The organism is Salinispora pacifica CNR114, assembly GCF_000514775.1.
In the GTDB taxonomy this organism is placed as follows: Bacteria; Actinomycetota; Actinomycetes; order Mycobacteriales; family Micromonosporaceae; genus Micromonospora; species Micromonospora pacifica.
The window spans coordinates 15850-36117 of record NZ_KI911467.1 but is presented as its reverse complement, the minus strand read 5'-3'; the positions used below and the strand labels follow the sequence as shown (position 1 = coordinate 36117).

Here is a 20268-nt window from a genome sequence, read left to right as displayed (position 1 = left end):
CGCAATACCTCCCTTATTTCCACCTTTGTGCTATCTGTTCCGAGACTGCCCCGATCAGGTGCACTGTCGATATCCGAGCCACTCGGGGCCGTTTGTCCAAAATGCACCCTAATGTGCGGCGGAGACCGGAACGCGGGGCTTACGGGCCCCGCGTCCTGGTCAGAGGTTCGCGATCAGCACCGCTGGCCGCTCGACACAGTCCGCGACATGCCGCAGGAAGCCGCCCGCCACCCCGCCGTCGCAGACCCGATGATCGAAAGTAAGGCTGAGCTGCGTCACCTTCCGTACCGCAAGCTGCCCGTCCACCACCCACGGCTTGTCCACGATCCGCCCGACGCCGAGCAGCGCCGCCTCCGGATGGTTGATGATCGGCGTGGAGCCGTCCACCCCGAACACGCCGTAGTTGTTCAGCGTGAACGTCCCGCCGGTAAGCCGCGTCGGTGGCAGCGTGCCAGCCCGCGCCGCCGCCGTGGTCTCGGCCAGCGCGGCGGCCAGCCCGGCGGTGGTGAGCCGCTGCGCGTCGCGCAGCACCGGAACCACGAGCCCTCGGTCGGTCTGGGCCGCGATGCCCAGGTGCACCCCGGCGGACTGGACGATCCGCTGCGCCCCACTATCTACCCGAGCATTGAGCTGGGGAAATCTCCGCAACCCAGAGAGGCAGATCCGGGCGAGCAACGCCAAGATGCTCACCGGTTCGGCCGGGGTGGCCGCGTTGATCGCTGCGCGGGTCTCCAGCAGGGCGGTCGCGTCGGCATCCACCCAGATCGTCACCTCGGGAATCTCCCGCCGGCTGCGGGAGAGCTTATCGGCGATGACCTTGCGGATGCCGGTCAACGGCACGATCACATCCCCGTCGGCGGGCACGGCATCCGCCGCCGGCGCGGCGCTCGCGGCGGGCGCAGTGCCCGGAGCCGGGGTGGCGGCCTCCACATCAGCCCGGCGAATCACGCCACCGCGGCCGCTACCACGCAGGGCGGCCAAATCAACGCCGCGCTGCTTCGCCAGCCGCCGCACGATCGGCGAGATGACCCGAACGCTCTCGCCCGCTGGCCCGAGGCCGCCACCCGGGGCAGTGCCGGTCGGGGCGGCGCCACTCGGGGCAGCACCGGGCGGTACGGCGCCACTCGACACGACACTGGTCGGTGCGGCCCGAGCAACCCGAGGCCGGCGTCGGCGAGCCGCTCCGCCGTGGCCGGTCCCATACCCGATCAAGACGTTCCCGGAGCCATCCTGCTCCGCCTCACGGTTGACCACGGGCGCGCCGGAGCCCCCAGGGGCACCATCCGCCTCGACCGCCTCCAGCGACGCGATGGTGATCAGGGGCTGGCCGACCGGCCGCACCTCGCCCGCCGTGCCGTGCAGGGCCACCACCCGTCCGGCGTACGGGCAGGGCACGTCGACCACCGCCTTGGCGGTCTCCACTTCCACGACGGCCTGGTCCACCGTCACCGTGTCGCCCACGGCGACCCGCCACTCGACGATCTCCGCCTCGCTCAGCCCTTCCCCGAGATCCGGTAGGAGGAAGACTCGCTCACTCATCCGACCGTCACCCACCGCTCGTCGGGCTGGTCGTCCCACTGGAGGCGGGCCACCGTGTCGAGCACCCGATCCACCGACGGCAGGTGGGTGTGCTCCAGCATCGGCGCCGGGTACGGGATGTCCAATCCCGCAACCCGCAGCACCGGCGCGTGCAGGGAGTGGAAGCATCGCTCCTGCACCCGCGCGGCGATCTCCGCGCCGACGCCGGCAAAGCCCTGTGCCTCGTGGACCACCACGCACCGACCCGTCTTCCGCACCGAGGCCGCGATCGTGCTGTCGTCGAACGGCACGATCGTCCGTACGTCAACGACTTCAAGGTCCCGGCCCTCCGCCTGGGCTGCCTCGGCGGCAGCCAGGGCCACCGGCACCGCCGGCCCGTACGCGACCAGGGTGGCGTCAGTGCCCGGACGGCGCACGACGGCGCGGCCGAACGGCTCGGTCCGGGCCGGTAGCTGCGCCTCGGCGCTGGCGAAGTAGAGCTTCTTCGGCTCCAGGAAGATAACCGGGTCCGGATCGTCGATCGCCGAACGCAGCAGCGAGTAGGCATCAGCCACGGTGGCCGGGGTGACGACCTTCAGACCGGGGGTGTGCGCGTAGTACGCCTCCGAGGAGTCACAGTGGTGCTCCACCCCGCCGATGCCACCGGCGTACGGGATCCGGATGACGATCGGCGCGGTCAGTGCGCTTCGGGTACGGTTGCGCAGCTTCGCCACGTGCGAGGCGATCTGCTCGAAGGCCGGGTACCCGAACGCGTCGAACTGCAGCTCCACCACCGGCCGGAGCCCGGACATGGCGAGGCCGACTGCAAAGCCGACGATGCCGGCCTCGGCGAGCGGAGTGTCGAAGCAGCGCTTGTCGCCGAAGCGGGCCGCCAGCCCGTCGGTGATCCGGAAGACGCCGCCGAGCTGGCCGACGTCCTCGCCGAAGACGACCACCCGATCGTCGTCGAGCATCGCGTCGGCGAGCGCGGCGTTGAGCGCCTTCGCCATGGTCATGCCTGCCATCACCCGGCTCCCTCCTGATCGGCGGCCAACTCGGCGCGAACCTGCTCCCGCTGTTCGACCAGCTGCGGCGTTGGTTCGGCGTAGACGTGGTCGAAGAGCGTCAACGGGTCAACGGTCGGCTTGTCGTGCATCCGCTCGCGTAGGGCGGCCGCGTACTCCTCGGCCTGCGCGGCCACCCGCGCCACGGTGGTGTCGTCCAACGCCCCCCGGTCCCGCAGGTAGGTCTCCAGCCGAACGACCGGGTCCCGGTCCTGCCAGCTCGCCACCTCATCGGCGTCCCGGTAGCGGGCGGCGTCGTCGGCGTTGGTGTGCGGCTCCATCCGGTAGGTGTGCGCCTCCACCAGGAAGGGGCCGTGGCCGGCACGGGCGTGCGCCACGGCCCGGGTGAGCACCGCGAGGACGGCGGCCGGGTCGTTGCCGTCGACCCGCTCACTGGGCACGCCGTACCCGACGCCCTTGTACGCGAGACTGGGTGCGGCGGTCTGCCGGGACAGCGGCACGCTGATCGCGTACTCGTTGTTCTGGATGAAGTAGACGACCGGCGCCTTGAAGACGGCGGCGAAGTTGACCCCCTCGTGGAAGTCACCCTCGCTGGTGGCGCCGTCGCCAAGAAAGGCCAGTGCCACCGTGTCCCGGCCCTGGTACGCCTCGCCGTAGGCGAGGCCGGCGGCGTGCACACACTGGGTGGCCAACGGGGTGCACTGCGGGGCGGTGCGCCGGACGGCCGGATCGTAACCACAGTGCCAGTCGCCGCGGAGCAGGGTCAGCACCTCGACGGGGTCGATCCCCCGGGCGGTCAACGCCATCGACTCGCGATAGGTCGGGAACACCCAGTCCTCGTCGCGCAGCGCGAGGATCGCGCCGACCTGACATGCCTCCTGGCCCCGAGCCGACGGGTAGACGGCGAGCCGACCCTGTTTGGTCAGGGCGGTGGCCTGCAGGTCAAAGCGACGGCCGAGCACCATCCGGCGATACAGCTCGACCAGCGTCTCCACCGGGGGCGCCGGGTAGTCGGGGTGCGCCGGTAGCGGAGTGCCAGCGGGGTCGAGCAGGCGAATCTGCTCGGTGGTGGGCAGGAACGGGCGGGCCGGGTCCGGCGGCGCGGCCGGCCGAGACTTTCGGCGAACCGCCCGGGATGTGGTCGTCACGGCGGGTACCTCCTGGACATCTGGTGCGCCCATGCTCCTGTGGTCGGATGATTGACTCAAGAACCGGCGAAAACGCAAGATGATTGGTCTAAGGGAGGTACTGTGATGAGCCAAGAGTCCCGCCCAGACCGGGCCGCGGCGACCGGGCCGGGACGATCGGCCCGGCCGTTGGACGATGTGGACCGCCGCATCCTGGCCGAGTTGGTCCGGGACGGACGCACATCGGTGCGGACGCTCGCCGCGCGCCTGCACATCTCCCGAACCAACGCGTACGCCCGGATGGAGCGGTTGCTGCGTGACGGTGTGGTCACCGGCTTTCGGGCCCGGGTGGCACCGGAGGCCGCCGGCTTGGGCACCTCGGCGTACATCGCCATCACCATCGAACAGAACACCTGGCGGGAGGTCTCGGCGGAGCTGGCCCAGGTGCGCTACCTGGAGCACGCCGCGCTGATCGGCGGCGAGCACGACGTACTCGCGCTGATCCGGGCCCCGGACAACGCCACGCTGCGAGACGTGGTGCTGACCCGGGTGCAGAGCATCCCCGGAGTGCTCTCCAGCCGCACCTGGCTGGTCTTCCACGAGTTCGACGGCGAGACGTCACCCTGGAGCCCGGCCGCGTCCCCTCCGTCTCCCGGGCCCAGGCGCCCGGGGCCCTGAACGCTCCGGAGGCGCCGCCAGCTTCTCCCGGTCGGCCAGCTCCAGCAACGGCTCCAGCGAATATGCCCGTTCGTCCAGGCCCGCGTGCGGATCGCCGTGCTCGGCGAAGCGGGCCGGCATCGTGGTGATGTCGAAGTCCTCCGGCTGGGCATCGTCCAGCTCGGTCCAGGCCACCGGGGCGGAGACCAGCGCCGCCGGGGTGGGCCGGATCGAGTACGCCGAGGCCATCGTGTGATCCCGGGCCATCTGGTTGTAGTCGACGAAGACCGGCCGATCCCGCTGTTCCCGCCACCAGGTGGTGGTGACCAGGTCGGGCCGACGGCGCTGGATCTCCCGACCCAACGCCAGCACCGCCCGGCGGCAGTCCCCGAAGCCCCACCGTGGCTCGATGGTGAGGTAGACGTGCAGCCCTCGCCCCCCGGTGGTCTTCGGGTAGCCAACCAGCCCGAGCTCGTCGAGGAACGCGCGGACCTCGTGCGCCACCGGGACCACCTGGTCGAACCCGACCCCGGGTAGCGGATCCAGGTCGATGCGTAGCTGGTCTGGTCGCTCGACGTCAGGTCGGGACACCGGCCACGGGTGGAACCGGAGCGTGCCGAGGTTGACCGCCCAGGCCACCACGGCCAGCTCACTGGGCGCGAGTTCGTCCGCGCTCCGACCGCTCGGGAACGTCAGGTGCGCGGTGCGAACCCAGTCGGGAGCGCCCGCCGGCAGCCGCTTCTGGTAAAAGGCGTCCCCGCGGTTGTCCGCCCGCGTCGCGATCCTGGCACCGGCGAAGACGCCGCGCGGCCACCGCTCGAGCATCGTCGGCCGGTCCCGCAGGGCGCGCAGGATGCCCTCGCCGACGGCCAGGAAGTAGCGCACCACATCGAGCTTGGTCAGCCCCAACTCAGCGAAGTAGGGCTTGTCCGGGTTGGAGACGCGGACCAGCCGCCGTCCCACCCGGAGCTGCTCGGCCGGCGTCGCCACGCCCACACCGTAGCCGTGATCCGCCGCGCGCACCGGGTCGGACGCGCATCGCCAGCCGCACGGATCCGGTAGCCCCCGGCGAAGGAACGGGCTACCAGGCGGTCGGTGGCGACCCGGCCGGCGCCGGCAGGATCCGGCGCGGCTGCCCCGGCGGCCCGCCCCGACGCCGCCACTCCCGGGGGTAGCCCACCGACACCTCCTCGAAGCGCACCCCGTCGTACCAGGTGGTGCGCGGGATGTGGAGGTGGCCATAGACCACCGCGGCGGCGTCGAAACGCCGATGCCAGTCGGCCGTCGCCTCGGTGCCGCACCACTGCGCGAAGATCGGATAGCGAAGAATGCGGGTGGGCTCACGACGCAGCGGCCAGTGGTTCATCAGGACCGTCGGCAGCGCCGGGTCCCGCTCCGCCAGCCGCCGGGCCGTCCCGGCGACCCGGGCGGCGCACCAGGCCGACCGGCTCTCGTACGGGTCAGGGTGCAGCAGGTACTCATCGGTGCAGACGATCCCGGTCCGGTACGCCTCGGCGAGCGCCGCCTGCGACGTGTCGAGGCCCTCGGGGCGCCAGCTGTAGTCATAGAGCAGGAACAGCGGTGCCACGGTGACCGGGCCGCCGAGCCCCTCCCACACCGGGTATGGGTCCTCCGGCGTGACGACGCCGAGCTCCCGGCAGAGTTCGACCAGGTGGGCGTAGCGGGCGGCGCCGCGCAGGGGCACCGGGTCGGCTGGCAGGCTCCACAGCTCGTGGTTGCCGGGCGACCAGAGCACCTTCGCGAACCGGGCGGCCAGCAGCCGCAGCGCCCATTCGACCTGTGCGACCGTGTCTCCCACGTCGCCGGCGACCAGTAGCCAGTCCGCCGGCGACTCCGGACGCAGCTGCTCGACGACCGTCCGGTTCTCCGCGTGCCGCACGTGCAGATCACTGATTGCGAGCAGACTCCCCCGACCGTCCGCCCGATCACCCGGCCCCGTCATGTTCCGATCCTAGCCGCGCTCCCCATCGCCGTCGATCTTCGACCCGGCGCGGCCCCGGCGCGCACGGCGGAGGAACGTCGGCCGGGCGCTGCACCGCGAACCCGGTAGGATCCCCTCGGGTCGGGACTGGCGCGATTTGGGATGGAGCACCATCGGGGAACGGCCCTTACACGGACGCAAGCCGAGCGCCTGGGCCTCCACACGTCCACCGGGAACGTTCACCAGGAGGTCACATGTCGGGTAACGCCGAGTCCACCGCCTATCGCAGCGCACTCGAGGTGATCGGTGCCGTCGAGCCGCGGGTGGCCACCGCCATCCGCGCCGAGTTGGCCGACCAGCGTGAGTCGCTCAAGCTGATCGCCAGCGAGAACTACGCCTCCCCCGCGACGCTGCTGGCCATGGGCAACTGGTTCAGCGACAAGTACGCCGAAGGTACGGTCGGCCGTCGCTTCTACGCCGGCTGCCAGAACGTCGACACCGTCGAGGCGCTCGCCGCCGAGCACGCCCGGGAGTTGTTCGGAGCGCCGTACGCCTACGTGCAGCCGCACTCGGGGATCGACGCCAACCTGGTCGCCTTCTGGGCGGTCCTGGCCGACCGGGTCGAGTCGCCCGCGCTCAGGCGCGCCCAGGCCCGGCATGTCAACGACCTCACCGAGGCCGACTGGTTCGCCCTGCGCCGTGAGTTGGGCAACCAGCGGATGCTGGGCATGTCGCTGGACGCGGGGGGTCACCTGACCCACGGGTTCCGGCCGAACATCTCCGGCAAGATGTTCGACCAGCGCAGCTACGGCACCGACCCGGAGACCGGGCTGATCGACTACGACCGGGTCGCCGAGGCGGCCCGCGAGTTCAAGCCGCTGATCCTCGTCGGCGGCTACTCGGCGTACCCACGGAAGGTCAATTTCCGCATCCTGCGGGAGATCGCCGACTCGGTCGGTGCCACCTTCATGGTGGACATGGCCCACTTCGCCGGGTTGGTCGCCGGCAAGATCTTCACCGGTGACTTCGACCCGGTTCCGCACGCGCACATCGTGACCTCCACCACGCACAAGTCGCTACGTGGGCCCCGCGGCGGCCTGGTGCTCTGCGGTCCAGAGCTCGCCGAGCAGGTCGACCGGGGCTGCCCGATGGTGCTCGGCGGCCCGCTGCCGCAGGTGATGGCCGCCAAGGCGGTCGCGCTCGCCGAGGCCCGACGGCCTGACTTCGTCGACTACGCCGGGCGAATCGTCGCCAACGCGCAGGCCCTGGCCGACGGGTTGCAGCGTCGGGGCACGAAGCTGGTCACCGGCGGGACCGACAACCACCTGGCACTGATCGACGTGACCGGGTATGGGCTCACCGGCCGGCAGGCCGAGCAGGCGCTCCTCGACTCAGGCATCGTCACCAACCGCAACGCGATCCCGCAGGACCCGAACGGTGCCTGGTACACCTCCGGGATCCGGGTCGGCACACCGGCGTTGACCACCCGCGGCTTCGGCACCGCCGAGCTGGACGCCACAGCCGAGCTGATCCACACCGTCCTGAGCCGGACCGCACCCGGCACGAACGCCGACGGCACCGCGTCGAAGGCGAAGTACGTGCTGGACCCGGGCGTTGCCGACCGGGTCAGCAAGCAGGCCAGCGACCTGCTCACCGGCTTCCCCCTCTACCCCGCCATCGACCTCGGCTAACCCGCCGGCGCCTCGATCGGACTTGTCAGCTCACGGTGGTGTCCTCGGACCAGCTACTCCGGTAGAGGGTTCCCCGGCCCTGCGGGTCGGGGACACCATCGATGGGCGGCAGCGGCGCGGGGAACTCGTCCCCCGGCCCGTTGGGCTGCACTCCCCCGGTCGTCCGGGACCGGCGGAGCCGGGTGACGACGAACCAGACGAGCCCCGCCACGCAGGCCAGGATGACGATGTTCTGGAGCACACCGGCGTACTCCTCGACCAGATGCCAGTTGTCCCCGAGCAGGTAGCCGGCCATGACGAAGGTGGTGTTCCAGATCAGACTGCCCAAAGTGGTGTAGACGACGAAGGTCCACACCGGCATGCGCTCCACCCCGGCCGGGATCGAGATCATGCTTCGGAAGATCGGAATCATCCGGCCGAAGAACACCGCTTTGACGCCGTGCCGGAGAAACCACTCCTCGGTCTTGTCGACGTCGCTCAGCTTCACCAGCGGAAGCCGGGCGGCGATGGCCCGCATCCGGTCCCGCCCCAATGCCGCACCGATGTAGTACAGGGCGAGCGCACCCACCAGCGAGCCCAACGTGGTCCAGAAGATCGCGCTGATGACGCTCATCCGTCCCTGGCCGGCGACGAACCCGGCCAGCGGAAGGATCACCTCGCTGGGGATCGGCGGGAAGAGGTTCTCCAGCGCCACGGCCAGGCCGGCGCCGGGCCCGCCCAGCTGCTCCACCAGACCGATCACGTGCCCGACCAGGCCGTCCTGAGGAGGTTCGGCCTGGCTGGCGGTGGTACTGGCGGCGAGGAGGGCGTGCACGGTTCGAGGCATGGGCTATACGGTACGAACTCCGCCTGAGAGCGCACCCAGCCGGGCGGCGCCCACCCGGCGACGAGATCAGGCCAGCCCCACCGAGTCAGCCCGAGGGTAGTTCGGCCAGGATCCGGCCGAGCAGTTCCGGCGTACGCTCGGGCGGCTCCGCCTCCACGCAGAGCTGTTCCATCGCCAACGCGTAGAACTCCAGATCTTCCCGCTTGTCGAGGTAGAGGGCGCTGGTGAGCTGCTCAATGTAGACCACGTCGGGCAGTTCCTGGTCACTGAAGCGGAGAATGGTGAAGGCGCCGCCCGCGGCCGCGTGCCCGCCAGCGGCGAACGGTACGACCTGGAGCCGCACGTTCGGCAATGTTGTCGCCTCGATCAGCGCCGAAACCTGCTGCCGCATGACCGCCGTGCCGCCGATCGGCCGGCGCAGGGCCGCTTCGTCCACCACGGCCCACAGCTGCGGCGGATCCTCCCCGTGCAGCACCTGCTGCCGCCGCATCCGCAGCGTGACCCGACGGTCGATCTCCGCCGACCCGGCGCGGCTGTGACCGAGAAGCACGACGGCTCGGGCGTACTCCTCGGTCTGGAGCAGGCCGGGTACGAACTGGAGCTCGTACGTGCGGATCCGGGTAGCCGCAGCCTCCAACCCGAGGTAAGCCTGGAACCAGGACGGCAGCACGTCCCCGTACCGGTGCCACCAACCGGGGCTGTTCGCCTCCCGGGCAAGGTGGAGCAGGGCGTCCCGCTCCGTTGGGTCGGTGATGCCGTAGAGGGTCAGCAGATCCGCGACGTCGCGTTCCTTGAACCCGACCCGTCCCAGCTCCATCCTGCTGATCTTCGACTCGGAGGCCCGAATCTCCCAGCCCGCACCCTCCCGACTAACCCCGCAGGACTCGCGTAGCCGGCGCAGCTGCGCGCCGAGCATCATCCGTAGGACGGTTGGGCCAGCCGATGACCCCCCCTCAACGGGTCTCGTCGCCACTGCCGCCCCTCCGTTTACTGGACGCGCCCGGGCCGAACCTGGCCCGGTCGCCGAGTCAGCATGCCATGGCCCGTCGGTGAGGGGAATCGGTCCCGGCGGCGCGGCGCGGATCAGTGGATCAGTGGATCAGGTGATCGAAATCACCGTCCCTGGCGCCAAGCACGAAGGCTGCGATCTCGTCCACGGTGTAGATCAGAGCGGGGCCGTCGGGATGCCGCGAGTTGCGCACGGCGATGCCCGCACCGTCCGGAAGCTCGGCCAGCTCTACGCAGTTGCCACTGGGATTACTGCGGCGGCTCTTCTGCCACCGCAGCGGCGGTAGCTCGGGAGCGGGAACGCCATTCGATAGCGGCTGCATGTGCGCCCTTCTCGTCATGCATCCGTCCATACCGCAGCCCGGACGGGTACGTGTGGACAGAGTGGCTCCTGCACGTGCATCTGCTATTGCATATGCATCGGACAACGAGCATGATAGCCGACGGGAGCGGTGTCGATCCGCTCACCGTAAGTCACCTTTACTGGGCGACTAGCAGGGCAGACACGGGGTCGGTGACCGTCGGCAATGCCGGGGCATCGGCATGACGGGAGGACTCATGCCGGATCCGCTGACGATCGCGTCCGGCGTCTGCGCCGCGGGCGCCCTCATCTCCTCCTGGCAGCTGCACCGCCGAGCGGTGCAGGCCGAGACGGAGATCGCCGTCCTCCAGGCCGAGCTCGCCGCCGAACGCCACGCCGCCAGCCACGACCCGCTCACCGGCCTGCCCAACCGACGAGCCTTTCATCGGCTGGCCGCCGCCCTGCTGACCCGAGCCGACGGACGACCGCTGATCGCCGTCGTCCTCGATCTCGACGACTTCAAACAGATCAACGATCGGTACGGACACGCCGCCGGCGACCAGGTACTGGTCAACGTCGCCCAGCGGCTCGCCGACTTTGCGGGAGGCGATCCGGTCGCCCGACTCGGTGGGGATGAATTCGCCGGGCTGCTGACCGCCCCCGAGGTCGAGCGGCGGTGGCTTGAGCACGCCACCCGCCGGTTGCACGATGTCCTCGCCGCACCAATCCGGCTGCACTCCGCAAGCGTGCGGGTGACAGCCTCCGTCGGATTGGCGCCGGTCACCTGCCCCGCCCAGCTCTCCGAGGCGTTGGACCGGGCCGACGCCGCGATGTACCGGGCGAAGAGCATCGACTCGCCCCACCTCCGCGAGCTCCTCGACACCGCGAGTAGCGGCGACCGCTGACCACACCAGCCACCCCACCCGGTGGTCCTCATACGACCGGTCGTCGGATGGCCCGGCGACGGGCCAGCAACACGACGGCCACCAAGATGAGCCCCTCGAACCGACCAACACCCGCTCGGCCAAACCCAGGTAAACGAACCGTACGCGCTCCGGGCCGGTGTCGAGGGTTCGCAGGTCGGCGCCGAGCTTCCGCAGCGGCCCCGCAGGCGTTTCCGGCAGCCAGGTGCAGCCCGCCACCACGGCCGGAAGCCCGACGGCGCCGGCGACGGCCGCAACGGCCAACCCAGCGTTGCCGGAGGAGCCGGCGATGACGCGTTCGTAGCCCGATGCCTTCGCGTGGGTCACCGCCATCGCCACGAACCGATCCTGTGGCAACCGGTCGGGTTCACTGTCTCGTTCTGGACCAGCACCCATCGCGCCAGGTTCGGCGAACCGGGGGTACGGCCCTGGCCGAGATCGGTGGACCCGGTACGGCCTCAGGAATCCTCCGCCACACCCCAGCGGGGGCCTCGGCAGCTTGACGAAGACCACAGCACGCGAGATACCCCCGGGGGTATTGTGGGTACCGGAGGTGCCAGGTGAAGCTTCGACCCGAGATGACTGGTGACGCGCTGACCCGGCTCAAGCGAGCCCGAGGCCAACTAAACGCCGTGATCGACATGATGGAAGACGGTCAGGACTGCCGGGAGGTGCTGACCCAGCTCGCCGCGGTGTCGAAGGCCGTCGACCGGGCTGGCTACAAAATCATCGCGTCGGGCATGCGGCACTGCACCAGCGCCCGGCAACAGGGCGAGACACCCGAGATGACCGAGAAGGAGTTGGAGAAGCTCTTCCTGGCCCTGGCCTGAGTCAACCGAAGAACCAACCCTCCGGCCGCATCCCGGCGACCGGAGGGGGTAACCGCACGCCAATTGAAAGGCACCGACCTGCCCGCCACATACCCCCCGGCGGTATAGGTTTCTGCCCTGGAAGGAGCACGACGGTGACGTTCAACGTGTCGGTCCTCGCGACCTCATCACTGGGTGACCGCAGTTACCTGGCCTCCGACGGTCAGGTAGCGGTCGTCGTTGACCCACAGCGTGACATCGACCGAATCCTGTACCTTGCCGGAGCGGCAAAGGTCCGAATCACCCACGTGGTCGAGACGCATATTCACAACGACTACGTCTCCGGTGGGCTCGATCTGGCTCGGGTCACCGGTGCCCACTACCTGGTCGCCGCGGCCGAGCGGGCCGAATTCGAACACCTGCCGGTCACCGACGGCGACACCCTGACGGTCTCCGACACGATGCGCCTACGGGTGGCCGCCACCCCCGGCCACACCTTCCACCACCTGTCCTACATTCTGGACCACGCGAACGACGGCGACTGGCGACCGGCGGGAGTCTTCACCGGCGGCTCGCTCCTCTTCGGCACCACCGGCCGCACCGACCTGCTCGGCCAGCAACACGCCCACGAACTGGCCCACCACCAGCACACCTCGGCCCGACGGCTGGCAGACCTACTGCCCGACGGCGCCGAGGTGTGGCCGACCCACGGGTTCGGCAGCTTCTGCTCCGCGAGCCAGACCGACGCCCCAGAATCGACCATCGGCCGGGAGAAGGGGGTTAACCCGGTACTCCGGCTGGCCGCCGACGACTTCATTACCAAAGCCCTCTCCGGGTTGGACGCCTACCCCGCCTACTACGCCCACATGGGCGTCACCAACCTCAACGGTCCGGCACCGGTGAACCTCACCCCGGTCGCCCGCGCCGACGCCGCCGCGTTGCGTCGGCGGGTCAATGCCGGGGAGTGGGTTGTTGACCTACGTCACCGCAGGGCGTACGCCGCCTCCCATCTGGCCGGTACGGTCAGCCTCGGCCTGGACGGAGCGATGTCCACCTGGCTCGGCTGGCTCATTAGCTGGGGCGCACCGGTCACCCTGCTCGCCGAGACCTCTGCGCAGATCGCCGAGGCACAGCGCGAACTGGCCCGCATCGGCATCGACCGGCCGGCCGGCCAGGCCACCGGCGAGGCCGAGCGGTGGGCCGCCGACCGCGAACAGCTACGGAAGCTACCGCTGGCCGACTTCGCCGCGCTGGCTGCCGCCCGTGCCGGGCGGCTCCCCACCGGGCTGCCCACCCCCGACGTGGTGCTCGACGTGCGAATGGCCAACGAGTGGACCGCAGGGCACATCGCCGACGCCGTACACCTGCCCCTACCCGAGCTGCCCCGGCGCCTCGCCGACCTGCCCACCGGTGCGGTCTGGGTGCACTGCGGCTCCGGCTATCGGGCCACCGCCGCCGGGTCGCTGTTGGCGAACGCCGGCCGCGACGTGGTCGTCATCGACGACCGATTCGCAGCGGCCGAGGCGGCCGGAATCCCCCTGATCGGCGGGGAAACCACCCGTACCTGAGCCGGCCGCCCCGCCCGGCGACGAGCGGCGACCCCGCCCACCCCATCGGCGTGCCCAGGAACGAGGAGAGCATGAGCAGCCCCACCCGCGACGCCACACCGACCGGACGGCGGTCGTGATCAGCCTCACCCTGGCCCTGACCGTCGGGCTGGCCGTCCTGATCGGGCTCAGCCTCGGCCTGCTCGGCGGGGGCGGCTCCATCCTCGCCGTACCACTGTTGGTCTACGTCGCCGACCTGCCGCCGAAGGAGGCGATCGCCACCTCGCTGCTGGTGGTCGGCGTGACCAGCGCGGTCGGTGTACTACCGCATGCCCGTGCCGGACGGATCCGCTGGCGTAGCGGCCTGCTCTTCGGGGCCGCCGGCATGGCCGGGGCCTACGTCGGTGGCCGGCTGGCCGCGTTCGTCCCGGCGACGATCCTGCTCACCGGCTTCGCGGTGATGATGCTCGCCACGGCGGCCGCGATGATCCGCGGTCGTCGTGGCACCGACGGCCGTATGGTGCCACGCGAGCTCCCGGTGCGGCGGGTCCTGCTGGACGGCGTCGTGGTCGGCCTGGTAACCGGCATGGTCGGCGCGGGTGGCGGCTTCCTGGTGGTGCCCGCGCTCACGCTGCTCGGTGGTCTGCCGATGCCGGTCGCGGCCGGCACCTCACTGGTCGTGATAGCGATGAAGTCGTTCGCGGGTCTGACCGGATACCTGTCCAGCGTCAGCATCGACTGGGGCCTGGCCGCCGCGGTCACCACCGCCGCCGTCGCCGGCAGCCTCGCCGGTGCCCGACTGGCCGGCCGTGTGCCCGAGGTCGTGCTCCGCCGGACCTTCGGCGGATTCGTGGTGGTCGCGGGCGTGTTCGTCCTGGTCCAGCAGGTGCCCGGAGATGGCCGGGTCAAAATCCTGGTAGCCGCCCTCACCGGCGCCCTCGCGGCGGTGGCGCTGCTGGTCGCCGGCCGCCGCCGCAGACCCGCCGGGACGACCGGGTCAGCGCACCGCGCCGCGCAGGATCACCAGACGGAGCGCTGACCACGCGGGCAGGAACTCGCCGGTTCCCATCCGGCATGTTGCCGGCCAGGCCGGGAAGGCGGCGGAGCGTCCCCCGCCAACGGGGGCGGGACGGAGGTCGACATGCGGGTAGTACTTTGGGTCATCGGCATCGTCGCTGCCGCACTCATCCTGCTGGGACTGCTCTGGCAGGCGGCCCAATGGCTGATGGTTATCGGTGCGATCGCGCTGGTGGTCGTGATCATCATGGCGGTGGTCAAGGTGCGCCAGATGACTCGGCAATCGCAACGACGACACTGACCACGGGCACTCGATCGGCGGTGCGACGACAGGTACCTCGCCGGGTTTCCTACCAGACCGTAGGTTACGGTCCGGTAGACGACCGTGGGGAGGATGGCCACCATGAACCTGAGCGCCGAACGGCCGTGGCTTCGTAGCTACGCACCGGGGGTGCCGACGACCATCACCCCGACCGACGAGTCCCTGGTCGACCTGCTGCGGGAGGCCGTTCACCGGTTCGGTGACCGGACCGCCCTGGACTTCTTCGGCGCCACCACCAGCTACCGTGAGCTGGCGGCACAGGTGGACCGGGCCGCTGAGGCGCTCCGCCGCCTCGGCGTCGGCCAAGGCGACCGGGTCGCACTGGTCCTGCCAAACTGCCCGCAACACGTGGTGGCCTTCTACGCGGTGCTGCGACTCGGTGCGATCGTGGTCGAGCACAACCCGCTCTATACCGAGCAGGAACTCGCCCACCAACTCGCCGACCACGGCGCCCGAGTCGCCGTGGTCTGGAACAAGGTCGCGCCACTGGTGCAACGCACCGCCGGCACCACCAAGGTCGAAACGGTCATCGCAGTCGATCTCAGCGCGGCCCTACCCCCGCTCAAGCGCTGGGCGCTGCGGCTACCGGTGTCCCGAGCCCGGACCGCCCGCGCCGCGATCACCGCCCCCGCACCGGGCGCCCTGGCCTGGGAACGCCTGCTGGCCGGCAGCGGACCGTTGGCCGCCGACCATCCCGCGCCGGAGCCGGACGACACCGCGCTGTTGCAGTACACCGGCGGCACCACCGGGACCCCGAAGGGAGCGATCCTCACCCACCGCAACCTGCGTGTCAACGCCGCGCAGGGCCGCGCGTGGGTGCCGGGACTCCGCGACGGTGCCGAGACCGTGTACGGCGTGCTACCCCTGTTCCACGCCTACGGGCTGACGCTCTGCCTGACCTTCTCGGTCAGCATCGGCGCGACCCTGGTACTGCTGCCCCGCTTCGACGTGAACGAGACCCTCCAGGCGATACGTCGCCGCCCGCCGACGTTCCTGCCGGCAGTACCGCCGATCTACGAGAAGCTCGCCGTCGCCGCCCGGGAACGCGGCGTCGACCTGACCTCCGTCCGGTATGCCATCTCCGGGGCGATGTCGCTGCCCCCGGCCACCGTGGGCCTGTGGGAGTCGGTGACCGGCGGGCTGCTGGTCGAGGGGTACGGGATGACCGAGACCTCCCCGGTGGCCTTGGGGAATCCGGTGTCGACGGCCCGGCAGCCCGGCACCGTGGGCATTCCGTTCCCCGCCACCAACATCCGCATCGTTGACCCGGAGGACCCGACCCGGGACCGCGCCCCCGGCGAGGCGGGCGAGTTGCTGATCAGCGGGCCGCAGGTCTTCGCCGGGTACTGGTGCCGGCCGGAGGAGACGGCGGCGGTGCTGCTGCCCGGCGGTTGGCTCCGAACCGGGGACATCGTGGAGATGAACTCGGACGGCTTCGTACGGGTCGTTGACCGGATCAAAGAACTGATCATCACTGGTGGGTTCAACGTCTACCCGTCCGAGGTGGAGGAGGCGCTGCGGCAGATCCCCGGGATCCGCAACGCCGCCGCGGTCGGCCTGCCCGGTGCCGCTGGCGGCGAGGAGGTTGTCGCCGTGGTGGTGCTGCACGCCGACTGCACCACCGACGAGGCGGGCATCCGGGCAAGGTGCCGGGAGCAGCTGACCGCGTACAAGGTGCCGCGCCGGGTGGTGGTGGTTGACGACCTGCCCCGCTCCCAGATCGGCAAGGTGCTGCGCCGGGAGGTCCGCGACCGGCTGCTCGCCACCTGACCGGGGCCCCGGGCCGAGCCACGCCCAGGTCGCGGGAGCTCGGCCGACCCGGGGCCGTCGGCCAGCGGGACACCCGGCCAGTGGGGAACAGGTGAGCCCGGGCCGCCTTGGCGGCCCGGGCTCACTCACCTACGCCAGTTCAGGCACCAGAGGTACGCAGCGCCGGCGCCGGCCGGTTGCTGGCCCGGTCGCGGGGCCGACGGTTGGGCAGCGACAGCCGGATGACCTTCTTCCAGGCGGAGAAGACCTGCCGGGGCAGCGATCCGGTGGTGTACTTCAGGCCGTACCGGTCGAACAGCGCCCGGACCTCCGGAGCGACCTCCCGGTAGCGGTTGCTCGGCAGGTCCGGGAAGAGGTGGTGCTCGATCTGGTGGGAGAGGTTGCCGGACATGATGTGTAGCAACCGGCTACCACTGATGTTCGCCGAGCCGAGCATCTGCCGCAGGTACCACTCGCCGCGGGTCTCCCCCTCGATCGAGGTCTTCTCGAAGGTCTCCACGCCCTCCGGGAAGTGCCCGCACATGATCACGGAGTGGCTCCACAGGTTCCGGACCAGGTTCGCGGTGAAGGTCGCGGCGAGCGTGCTCAGAAACGATGGCCCGGACAGCAGTGGGTGCAGCACGTAGTCCTTCAGGACCTGACGGCGGATCTTACGGCCGACGGCTCGGGCCCGAGCCCGGAACGCCGGATCCCGGTGCCGGCCCTTCTTCAGGTTACGCCCCAGCTCCAGGTCGTACGCGGCGATGCCGTACTCGAAGAAGCAGGCGTTGATCAGGTTCCACACCGGCTGCCCCAGGTGGAGCGGGTGCCACCGCTGGTCCTCGTCAACGCGCATGATGCCGTACCCGAGGTCGTTGTCCTTGCCGATCACGTTGGTGTAGCGGTGGTGCAGCTCGTTGTGGGAGTGCTTCCACTGCTCGGCCGGAGAGACGTGGTCCCACTCCCAGGTCGTGGAATGGATCTTCGGGTCCCGCATCCAGTCCCACTGGCCGTGCAGGATGTTGTGCCCGATCTCCATGTTCTCCAGGATCTTGGCGACCGACAGACCGGCCGTGCCGATGATCCACGCCGGCGGGAACAGCGAGAAGAGCAGCACCGCCCGACTGCCCAACTCCAGGCGCCGCTGCGTCCGGATCAGCCGGCGGATGTAGCGGGCGTCCCGTTCCCCCAGATCGGCCAGCACCCGGTCCCGGATCGCGTCCAGTTCCTTTCCGATCACCTCAATGTCTTCGGCACTGAGGTGATCGATCGGGTTGACGGGCTTGCGTTGCATGACGGTCACGTCGGTACTCCGGAATCAGTGTTCGAGGTCGCAGGGGCCGGCAGCGGCCGACACGCAGGTTTGGACGAGGACACCGTCACCGGGAACCGCCGTGGTGAGCGACCCGTTACGTAGGTCACGGACGGCACCCTGGCGCAGCGGCAGGACGCAGCCGTAGCAGATGCCCATGCGGCAGCCGGACGGCATCAGCACACCGGCCGCTTCCCCCGCCTCCAGCAGCGGGGTGCTGCCGTCGGCGGCGACGGTCACCCCGCTGCGACCGAAGGTGACGGTGCCGCCCTCGCCCGGCGCGATGATGGTCGGGCGGAACTGCTCGGTGTGCAGTCGTTCGCCGAAGCCGGCAGCGGTCCAGTGCGCGGTAAGGGCGTCGAGGAGCCCGGCCGGGCCGCACGCCCACGTCTCCCGCTCGAGATGGTCCGGCACCAGCGCGGCCAGGTCGGCGAGGCTGAGCTGGCCGACATTCCGGGTGTGCCGCTCCACCAGCCGGAGCGAGCCGGCGGCGGCGAGGTCCCGCAGCGCCGCACCGAAGATCACGTCCGCCGCGGTGGGCGCCGAGTGCACCAGCGTGACGTCCGCCCCGGTGAGGGCCCCGCTGCGCAGCATCCCCATAACGGGGGTGATTCCGCTGCCCGCGGTCACCAGCAGCACCCGCGCCGGCGGGGTGGCCGGTGGCACGAAGTCGCCCTGCGCCTGGTCAAGCTGCACAATCATGCCGGGATGAGCGTGCCGCACCAGATGGTTGCTGACCAGGCCGTCCGGTATCGCCTTGACGGTGATCGTGATCGGGTCGTGGCGGTCGCCGGGAGCGGAGGTCACCGAGTAGGCCCGCCACTGCCGCACGCCGTTGACATCCACGCCGAGCCGGAGGTACTGCCCGGGGCGGTGCCCCTGCCAGTCTCGCCCCGGCTGGATCACGACGGTGGCGGCGTCCGGGGTCTCCGGACGCACCTCGACGATCCGGCCCCGTAGGTCGGCGCCGGCACGCAGCGGGGCGACCAGGTCAAGGTAGTCGTCGGGCAGCAGCGGGGTGGTGACCGCCGCGGCGAGTCGCAGCAGCCCGCGACGCAGGGACGCCGGCGCGGACGGGCGCTGGACGGTGGTGGTCATCTCCCGATCGTGGCGGCACACTGGCATAAAATCTTGACCTGGGAAGGTGAACCCGACCCAGAAATTTATACGAAGGGAACAAGGTTGTGGCCGAACGGTCCGAGGCAACCCGGCGGGCGGCCCGGCTGGACCTGGATGACCAGGTTGCCGCGGAGCTCCGCAACCGGCTCGCCCTACTCGCCGAGCACACCGTCACCGCGATCACCGCCGAGGTACCCAGCTACTCCGGCACCCTCACCGGGCAGATGCGGGACAAGATCGAGAATGCCGTACGGATCGCCCTCGGCACCTTCCTGCAACTCGTCGAACGCTCCCACGGAGCCGACCCCAGCACCCCACTCGCCCCCGCCGTTGAGGCCGCGTACGCGCTCGGCAGCGGAGAGGCCCGCTCCGGCCGCAGCGTGGACGCGTTACTCGCCGCGTACCGGGTGGGCGCCCGGGTTTCCTGGCGGGAGATGTCCGCCATCGCCGTGCGCGGACAGCTGCCGGCCGCCACGGTCGCCGAGTTCGCCGAGCTGATGTTCGCCTACATCGACGAGCTCTCCGCCGCCAGCGTCGCCGGGCACGCCGACGAGTTGGCCAGTACCGGCCTCATCCGCCGCCGAAACCTGGAACGACTCACCCAGCAACTGCTCACCGCAGCCGACGAGGAGGTACTGCTGCGCAGCGCGGAGCGGGCCGACTGGCCACCGCCGCAGACCCTCACCGCCGTGCTGCTGCCCCGGTCGAACCTGCGCCCGGTGCTCAAGCTGCTGCCCGGCCAGACGCTGGAGAGCGCCGACGACCTGCCCGGCAATGGGCCCGGCGACGAGACCGCCGGACTACTCGTCCCGGATGCCCACGGCGACCGGCGACGGCAGCTCGCCCGACTGCTACACGACCGGCGGGCGGTGCTCGGTCCGCCCCGGCCGTGGACCCAGGTCGCCCACTCCTGGCAGCGGACCACCCGGGCGCTCGCCCTGGGGCTGCGTCCGGACGACGCCGGCGCACCACTGGACACCGAGGCGCACCTGGCCGAGCTGTTACTCAGCCACGACCCGGAAGGCCTGGCGGACCTGCGGGCACGGGTGCTGGCGCCGCTGGCGGCGCTGCCACCCACCACCGCCGAACGACTGACCGAGACGCTGCGCTCCTGGCTGCTGCACCACGGCCGCCGCGACGATGTCGCCGCCGACCTCTTCGTGCACCCGCAGACCGTGCGCTACCGAATGGGCCAGCTGCGCGAACTGTACGGGGAGCGGCTCACTGACCCCGCCACCGTGCTCGACCTGACCCTGGCGCTCGCCTTCCCACCCCGCGCGCGGATCAACGAGCTGCTGCCGTAGGACTGACCGGGGTGGTCCCTCGCCACCGGCTCGCCCTGCCCAGCCCGTACGGGTCTTGGGCCGGCCCGTTG

Annotated in this window: 19 protein-coding genes and 1 riboswitch; of the genes, 9 read left to right on the top strand and 10 right to left on the bottom strand. The window is 70.7% G+C overall.

All coding sequences use genetic code 11. The features are described 5' to 3' along the window. Nucleotides 1–159: 159 nt before the first annotated feature. The 3 genes from B118_RS0125100 to pdhA are packed head-to-tail and all read right to left on the bottom strand — an operon-like array spanning nucleotide 160 to nucleotide 3724. Nucleotides 160–1554, bottom strand: coding sequence for a dihydrolipoamide acetyltransferase family protein (locus B118_RS0125100; protein ID WP_026274129.1), 1395 nt, complete (start codon nucleotides 1552–1554; stop codon nucleotides 160–162). Continuing rightward, nucleotides 1536–2543 carry an alpha-ketoacid dehydrogenase subunit beta gene (locus tag B118_RS0125095; RefSeq protein WP_026270693.1) on the bottom strand — a complete coding sequence of 336 codons (1008 nt, stop codon included), beginning with the start codon at nucleotides 2541–2543 and terminating at the stop codon, nucleotides 1536–1538. The genes B118_RS0125100 and B118_RS0125095 overlap by 19 nt, the downstream gene beginning before the upstream one ends. Continuing rightward, on the bottom strand, nucleotides 2543–3724 hold the full coding sequence (pdhA, locus tag B118_RS0125090) for a pyruvate dehydrogenase (acetyl-transferring) E1 component subunit alpha (RefSeq protein WP_028193679.1): 1182 nt from the start codon (nucleotides 3722–3724) through the stop codon (nucleotides 2543–2545). Before pdhA ends, B118_RS0125095 begins: the two co-directional genes overlap by 1 nt. 72 nt (nucleotides 3725–3796) lie before the next feature. Here pdhA and B118_RS0125085 point away from each other — a divergent pair, with 72 nt between their 5' ends. Next, nucleotides 3797–4348 carry an Lrp/AsnC family transcriptional regulator gene (locus B118_RS0125085; RefSeq protein WP_018219960.1) on the top strand — a complete coding sequence of 184 codons (552 nt, stop codon included), beginning with the start codon at nucleotides 3797–3799 and terminating at the stop codon, nucleotides 4346–4348. On the opposite strand, the gene B118_RS0125080 is transcribed toward B118_RS0125085, so the two are convergent. Further along, complete coding sequence (locus tag B118_RS0125080; RefSeq protein WP_050563725.1) at nucleotides 4289–5317, bottom strand: DNA polymerase domain-containing protein; 1029 nt, start codon at nucleotides 5315–5317, stop codon at nucleotides 4289–4291. The two genes, B118_RS0125085 and B118_RS0125080, sit on opposite strands and share 60 nt — an antisense overlap. A 91-nt stretch (nucleotides 5318–5408) precedes the next feature. Further along, a complete protein-coding gene (locus tag B118_RS0125075) occupies nucleotides 5409–6290 on the bottom strand; it encodes a metallophosphoesterase family protein (protein WP_018826846.1) in 882 nt (293 codons plus the stop codon). A gap of 112 nt (nucleotides 6291–6402) precedes the next feature. After that, nucleotides 6403–6492: riboswitch (ZMP/ZTP riboswitch) on the top strand. 31 nt (nucleotides 6493–6523) lie between these two features. Between B118_RS0125075 and B118_RS0125070 the strand changes: the two genes are divergently transcribed. Further along, a complete protein-coding gene (locus tag B118_RS0125070; RefSeq protein WP_018811374.1) occupies nucleotides 6524–7960 on the top strand; it encodes a glycine hydroxymethyltransferase in 1437 nt (478 codons plus the stop codon). Nucleotides 7961–7985: 25 nt separating this feature from the next. Here the strand turns inward: B118_RS0125070 and B118_RS0125065 are convergent, their stop codons facing one another. From B118_RS0125065 to B118_RS0125055, 3 genes are all read right to left on the bottom strand, one after another. Next, entirely contained in the window at nucleotides 7986–8786 is an 801-nt protein-coding gene (locus B118_RS0125065) for a DedA family protein (protein WP_018826845.1), read from the bottom strand. A gap of 85 nt (nucleotides 8787–8871) precedes the next feature. Continuing rightward, the gene (locus B118_RS0125060; protein WP_018219965.1) at nucleotides 8872–9705 is read right to left on the bottom strand and encodes a helix-turn-helix domain-containing protein; all 834 of its coding nucleotides are present in this window, start codon (nucleotides 9703–9705) and stop codon (nucleotides 8872–8874) included. A 172-nt stretch (nucleotides 9706–9877) separates the two neighbouring features. Next, complete coding sequence (locus B118_RS0125055; protein ID WP_018215227.1) at nucleotides 9878–10117, bottom strand: DUF397 domain-containing protein; 240 nt, start codon at nucleotides 10115–10117, stop codon at nucleotides 9878–9880. 235 nt (nucleotides 10118–10352) lie between these two features. Between B118_RS0125055 and B118_RS0125050 the strand changes: the two genes are divergently transcribed. The 6 genes from B118_RS0125050 to B118_RS0125025 all read left to right on the top strand — a co-directional run bounded on the left by B118_RS0125050 (nucleotide 10353) and on the right by B118_RS0125025 (nucleotide 16483). Then, entirely contained in the window at nucleotides 10353–11000 is a 648-nt protein-coding gene (locus B118_RS0125050) for a GGDEF domain-containing protein (RefSeq protein WP_018219966.1), read from the top strand. 578 nt (nucleotides 11001–11578) lie between these two features. Continuing rightward, nucleotides 11579–11848, top strand: a complete 270-nt coding sequence (locus B118_RS0125045; RefSeq protein WP_018219967.1) for a metal-sensitive transcriptional regulator — start codon at nucleotides 11579–11581, stop codon at nucleotides 11846–11848. A 134-nt stretch (nucleotides 11849–11982) separates the two neighbouring features. Next, nucleotides 11983–13395 (top strand): MBL fold metallo-hydrolase, encoded by a 1413-nt coding sequence (locus B118_RS0125040; protein ID WP_028193678.1) that lies wholly within the window; start codon nucleotides 11983–11985, stop codon nucleotides 13393–13395. Nucleotides 13396–13513: 118 nt separating this feature from the next. Beyond that, on the top strand, nucleotides 13514–14413 hold the full coding sequence (locus tag B118_RS0125035) for a sulfite exporter TauE/SafE family protein (protein ID WP_026274125.1): 900 nt from the start codon (nucleotides 13514–13516) through the stop codon (nucleotides 14411–14413). A gap of 102 nt (nucleotides 14414–14515) precedes the next feature. Next, nucleotides 14516–14692: a hypothetical protein gene (locus tag B118_RS32585; protein WP_018219970.1), complete on the top strand. Its 177-nt coding sequence runs from the start codon at nucleotides 14516–14518 to the stop codon at nucleotides 14690–14692. Between the two features lie 102 nt (nucleotides 14693–14794). Continuing rightward, nucleotides 14795–16483: a long-chain-fatty-acid--CoA ligase gene (locus B118_RS0125025; RefSeq protein WP_028193677.1), complete on the top strand. Its 1689-nt coding sequence runs from the start codon at nucleotides 14795–14797 to the stop codon at nucleotides 16481–16483. Between the two features lie 139 nt (nucleotides 16484–16622). On the opposite strand, the gene B118_RS0125020 is transcribed toward B118_RS0125025, so the two are convergent. Beyond that, the gene (locus tag B118_RS0125020) at nucleotides 16623–17765 is read right to left on the bottom strand and encodes a fatty acid desaturase family protein (protein ID WP_018219972.1); all 1143 of its coding nucleotides are present in this window, start codon (nucleotides 17763–17765) and stop codon (nucleotides 16623–16625) included. Between the two features lie 15 nt (nucleotides 17766–17780). Further along, complete coding sequence (locus B118_RS0125015; protein WP_018811380.1) at nucleotides 17781–18872, bottom strand: ferredoxin reductase; 1092 nt, start codon at nucleotides 18870–18872, stop codon at nucleotides 17781–17783. A gap of 86 nt (nucleotides 18873–18958) precedes the next feature. Here B118_RS0125015 and B118_RS0125010 point away from each other — a divergent pair, with 86 nt between their 5' ends. Then, on the top strand, nucleotides 18959–20197 hold the full coding sequence (locus B118_RS0125010) for a PucR family transcriptional regulator (RefSeq protein WP_018811381.1): 1239 nt from the start codon (nucleotides 18959–18961) through the stop codon (nucleotides 20195–20197). The last annotated feature ends 71 nt before the right edge of the window (nucleotides 20198–20268 follow it).

Coding starts and splice junctions, on each gene's coding strand:
- B118_RS0125095 (WP_026270693.1), bottom strand. CDS start 2,543: ATGGCAGGCATGACCATGGCGAAGGCGCTCAACGCCGCGCTCGCCGAC.
- pdhA (WP_028193679.1), bottom strand. CDS start 3,724: ATGGGCGCACCAGATGTCCAGGAGGTACCCGCCGTGACGACCACATCC.
- B118_RS0125085 (WP_018219960.1), top strand. CDS start 3,797: ATGAGCCAAGAGTCCCGCCCAGACCGGGCCGCGGCGACCGGGCCGGGA.
- B118_RS0125075 (WP_018826846.1), bottom strand. CDS start 6,290: ATGACGGGGCCGGGTGATCGGGCGGACGGTCGGGGGAGTCTGCTCGCA.
- B118_RS0125070 (WP_018811374.1), top strand. CDS start 6,524: ATGTCGGGTAACGCCGAGTCCACCGCCTATCGCAGCGCACTCGAGGTG.
- B118_RS0125065 (WP_018826845.1), bottom strand. CDS start 8,786: ATGCCTCGAACCGTGCACGCCCTCCTCGCCGCCAGTACCACCGCCAGC.
- B118_RS0125060 (WP_018219965.1), bottom strand. CDS start 9,705: ATGATGCTCGGCGCGCAGCTGCGCCGGCTACGCGAGTCCTGCGGGGTT.
- B118_RS0125055 (WP_018215227.1), bottom strand. CDS start 10,117: ATGCAGCCGCTATCGAATGGCGTTCCCGCTCCCGAGCTACCGCCGCTG.
- B118_RS0125050 (WP_018219966.1), top strand. CDS start 10,353: ATGCCGGATCCGCTGACGATCGCGTCCGGCGTCTGCGCCGCGGGCGCC.
- B118_RS32585 (WP_018219970.1), top strand. CDS start 14,516: ATGCGGGTAGTACTTTGGGTCATCGGCATCGTCGCTGCCGCACTCATC.
- B118_RS0125025 (WP_028193677.1), top strand. CDS start 14,795: ATGAACCTGAGCGCCGAACGGCCGTGGCTTCGTAGCTACGCACCGGGG.
- B118_RS0125015 (WP_018811380.1), bottom strand. CDS start 18,872: ATGACCACCACCGTCCAGCGCCCGTCCGCGCCGGCGTCCCTGCGTCGC.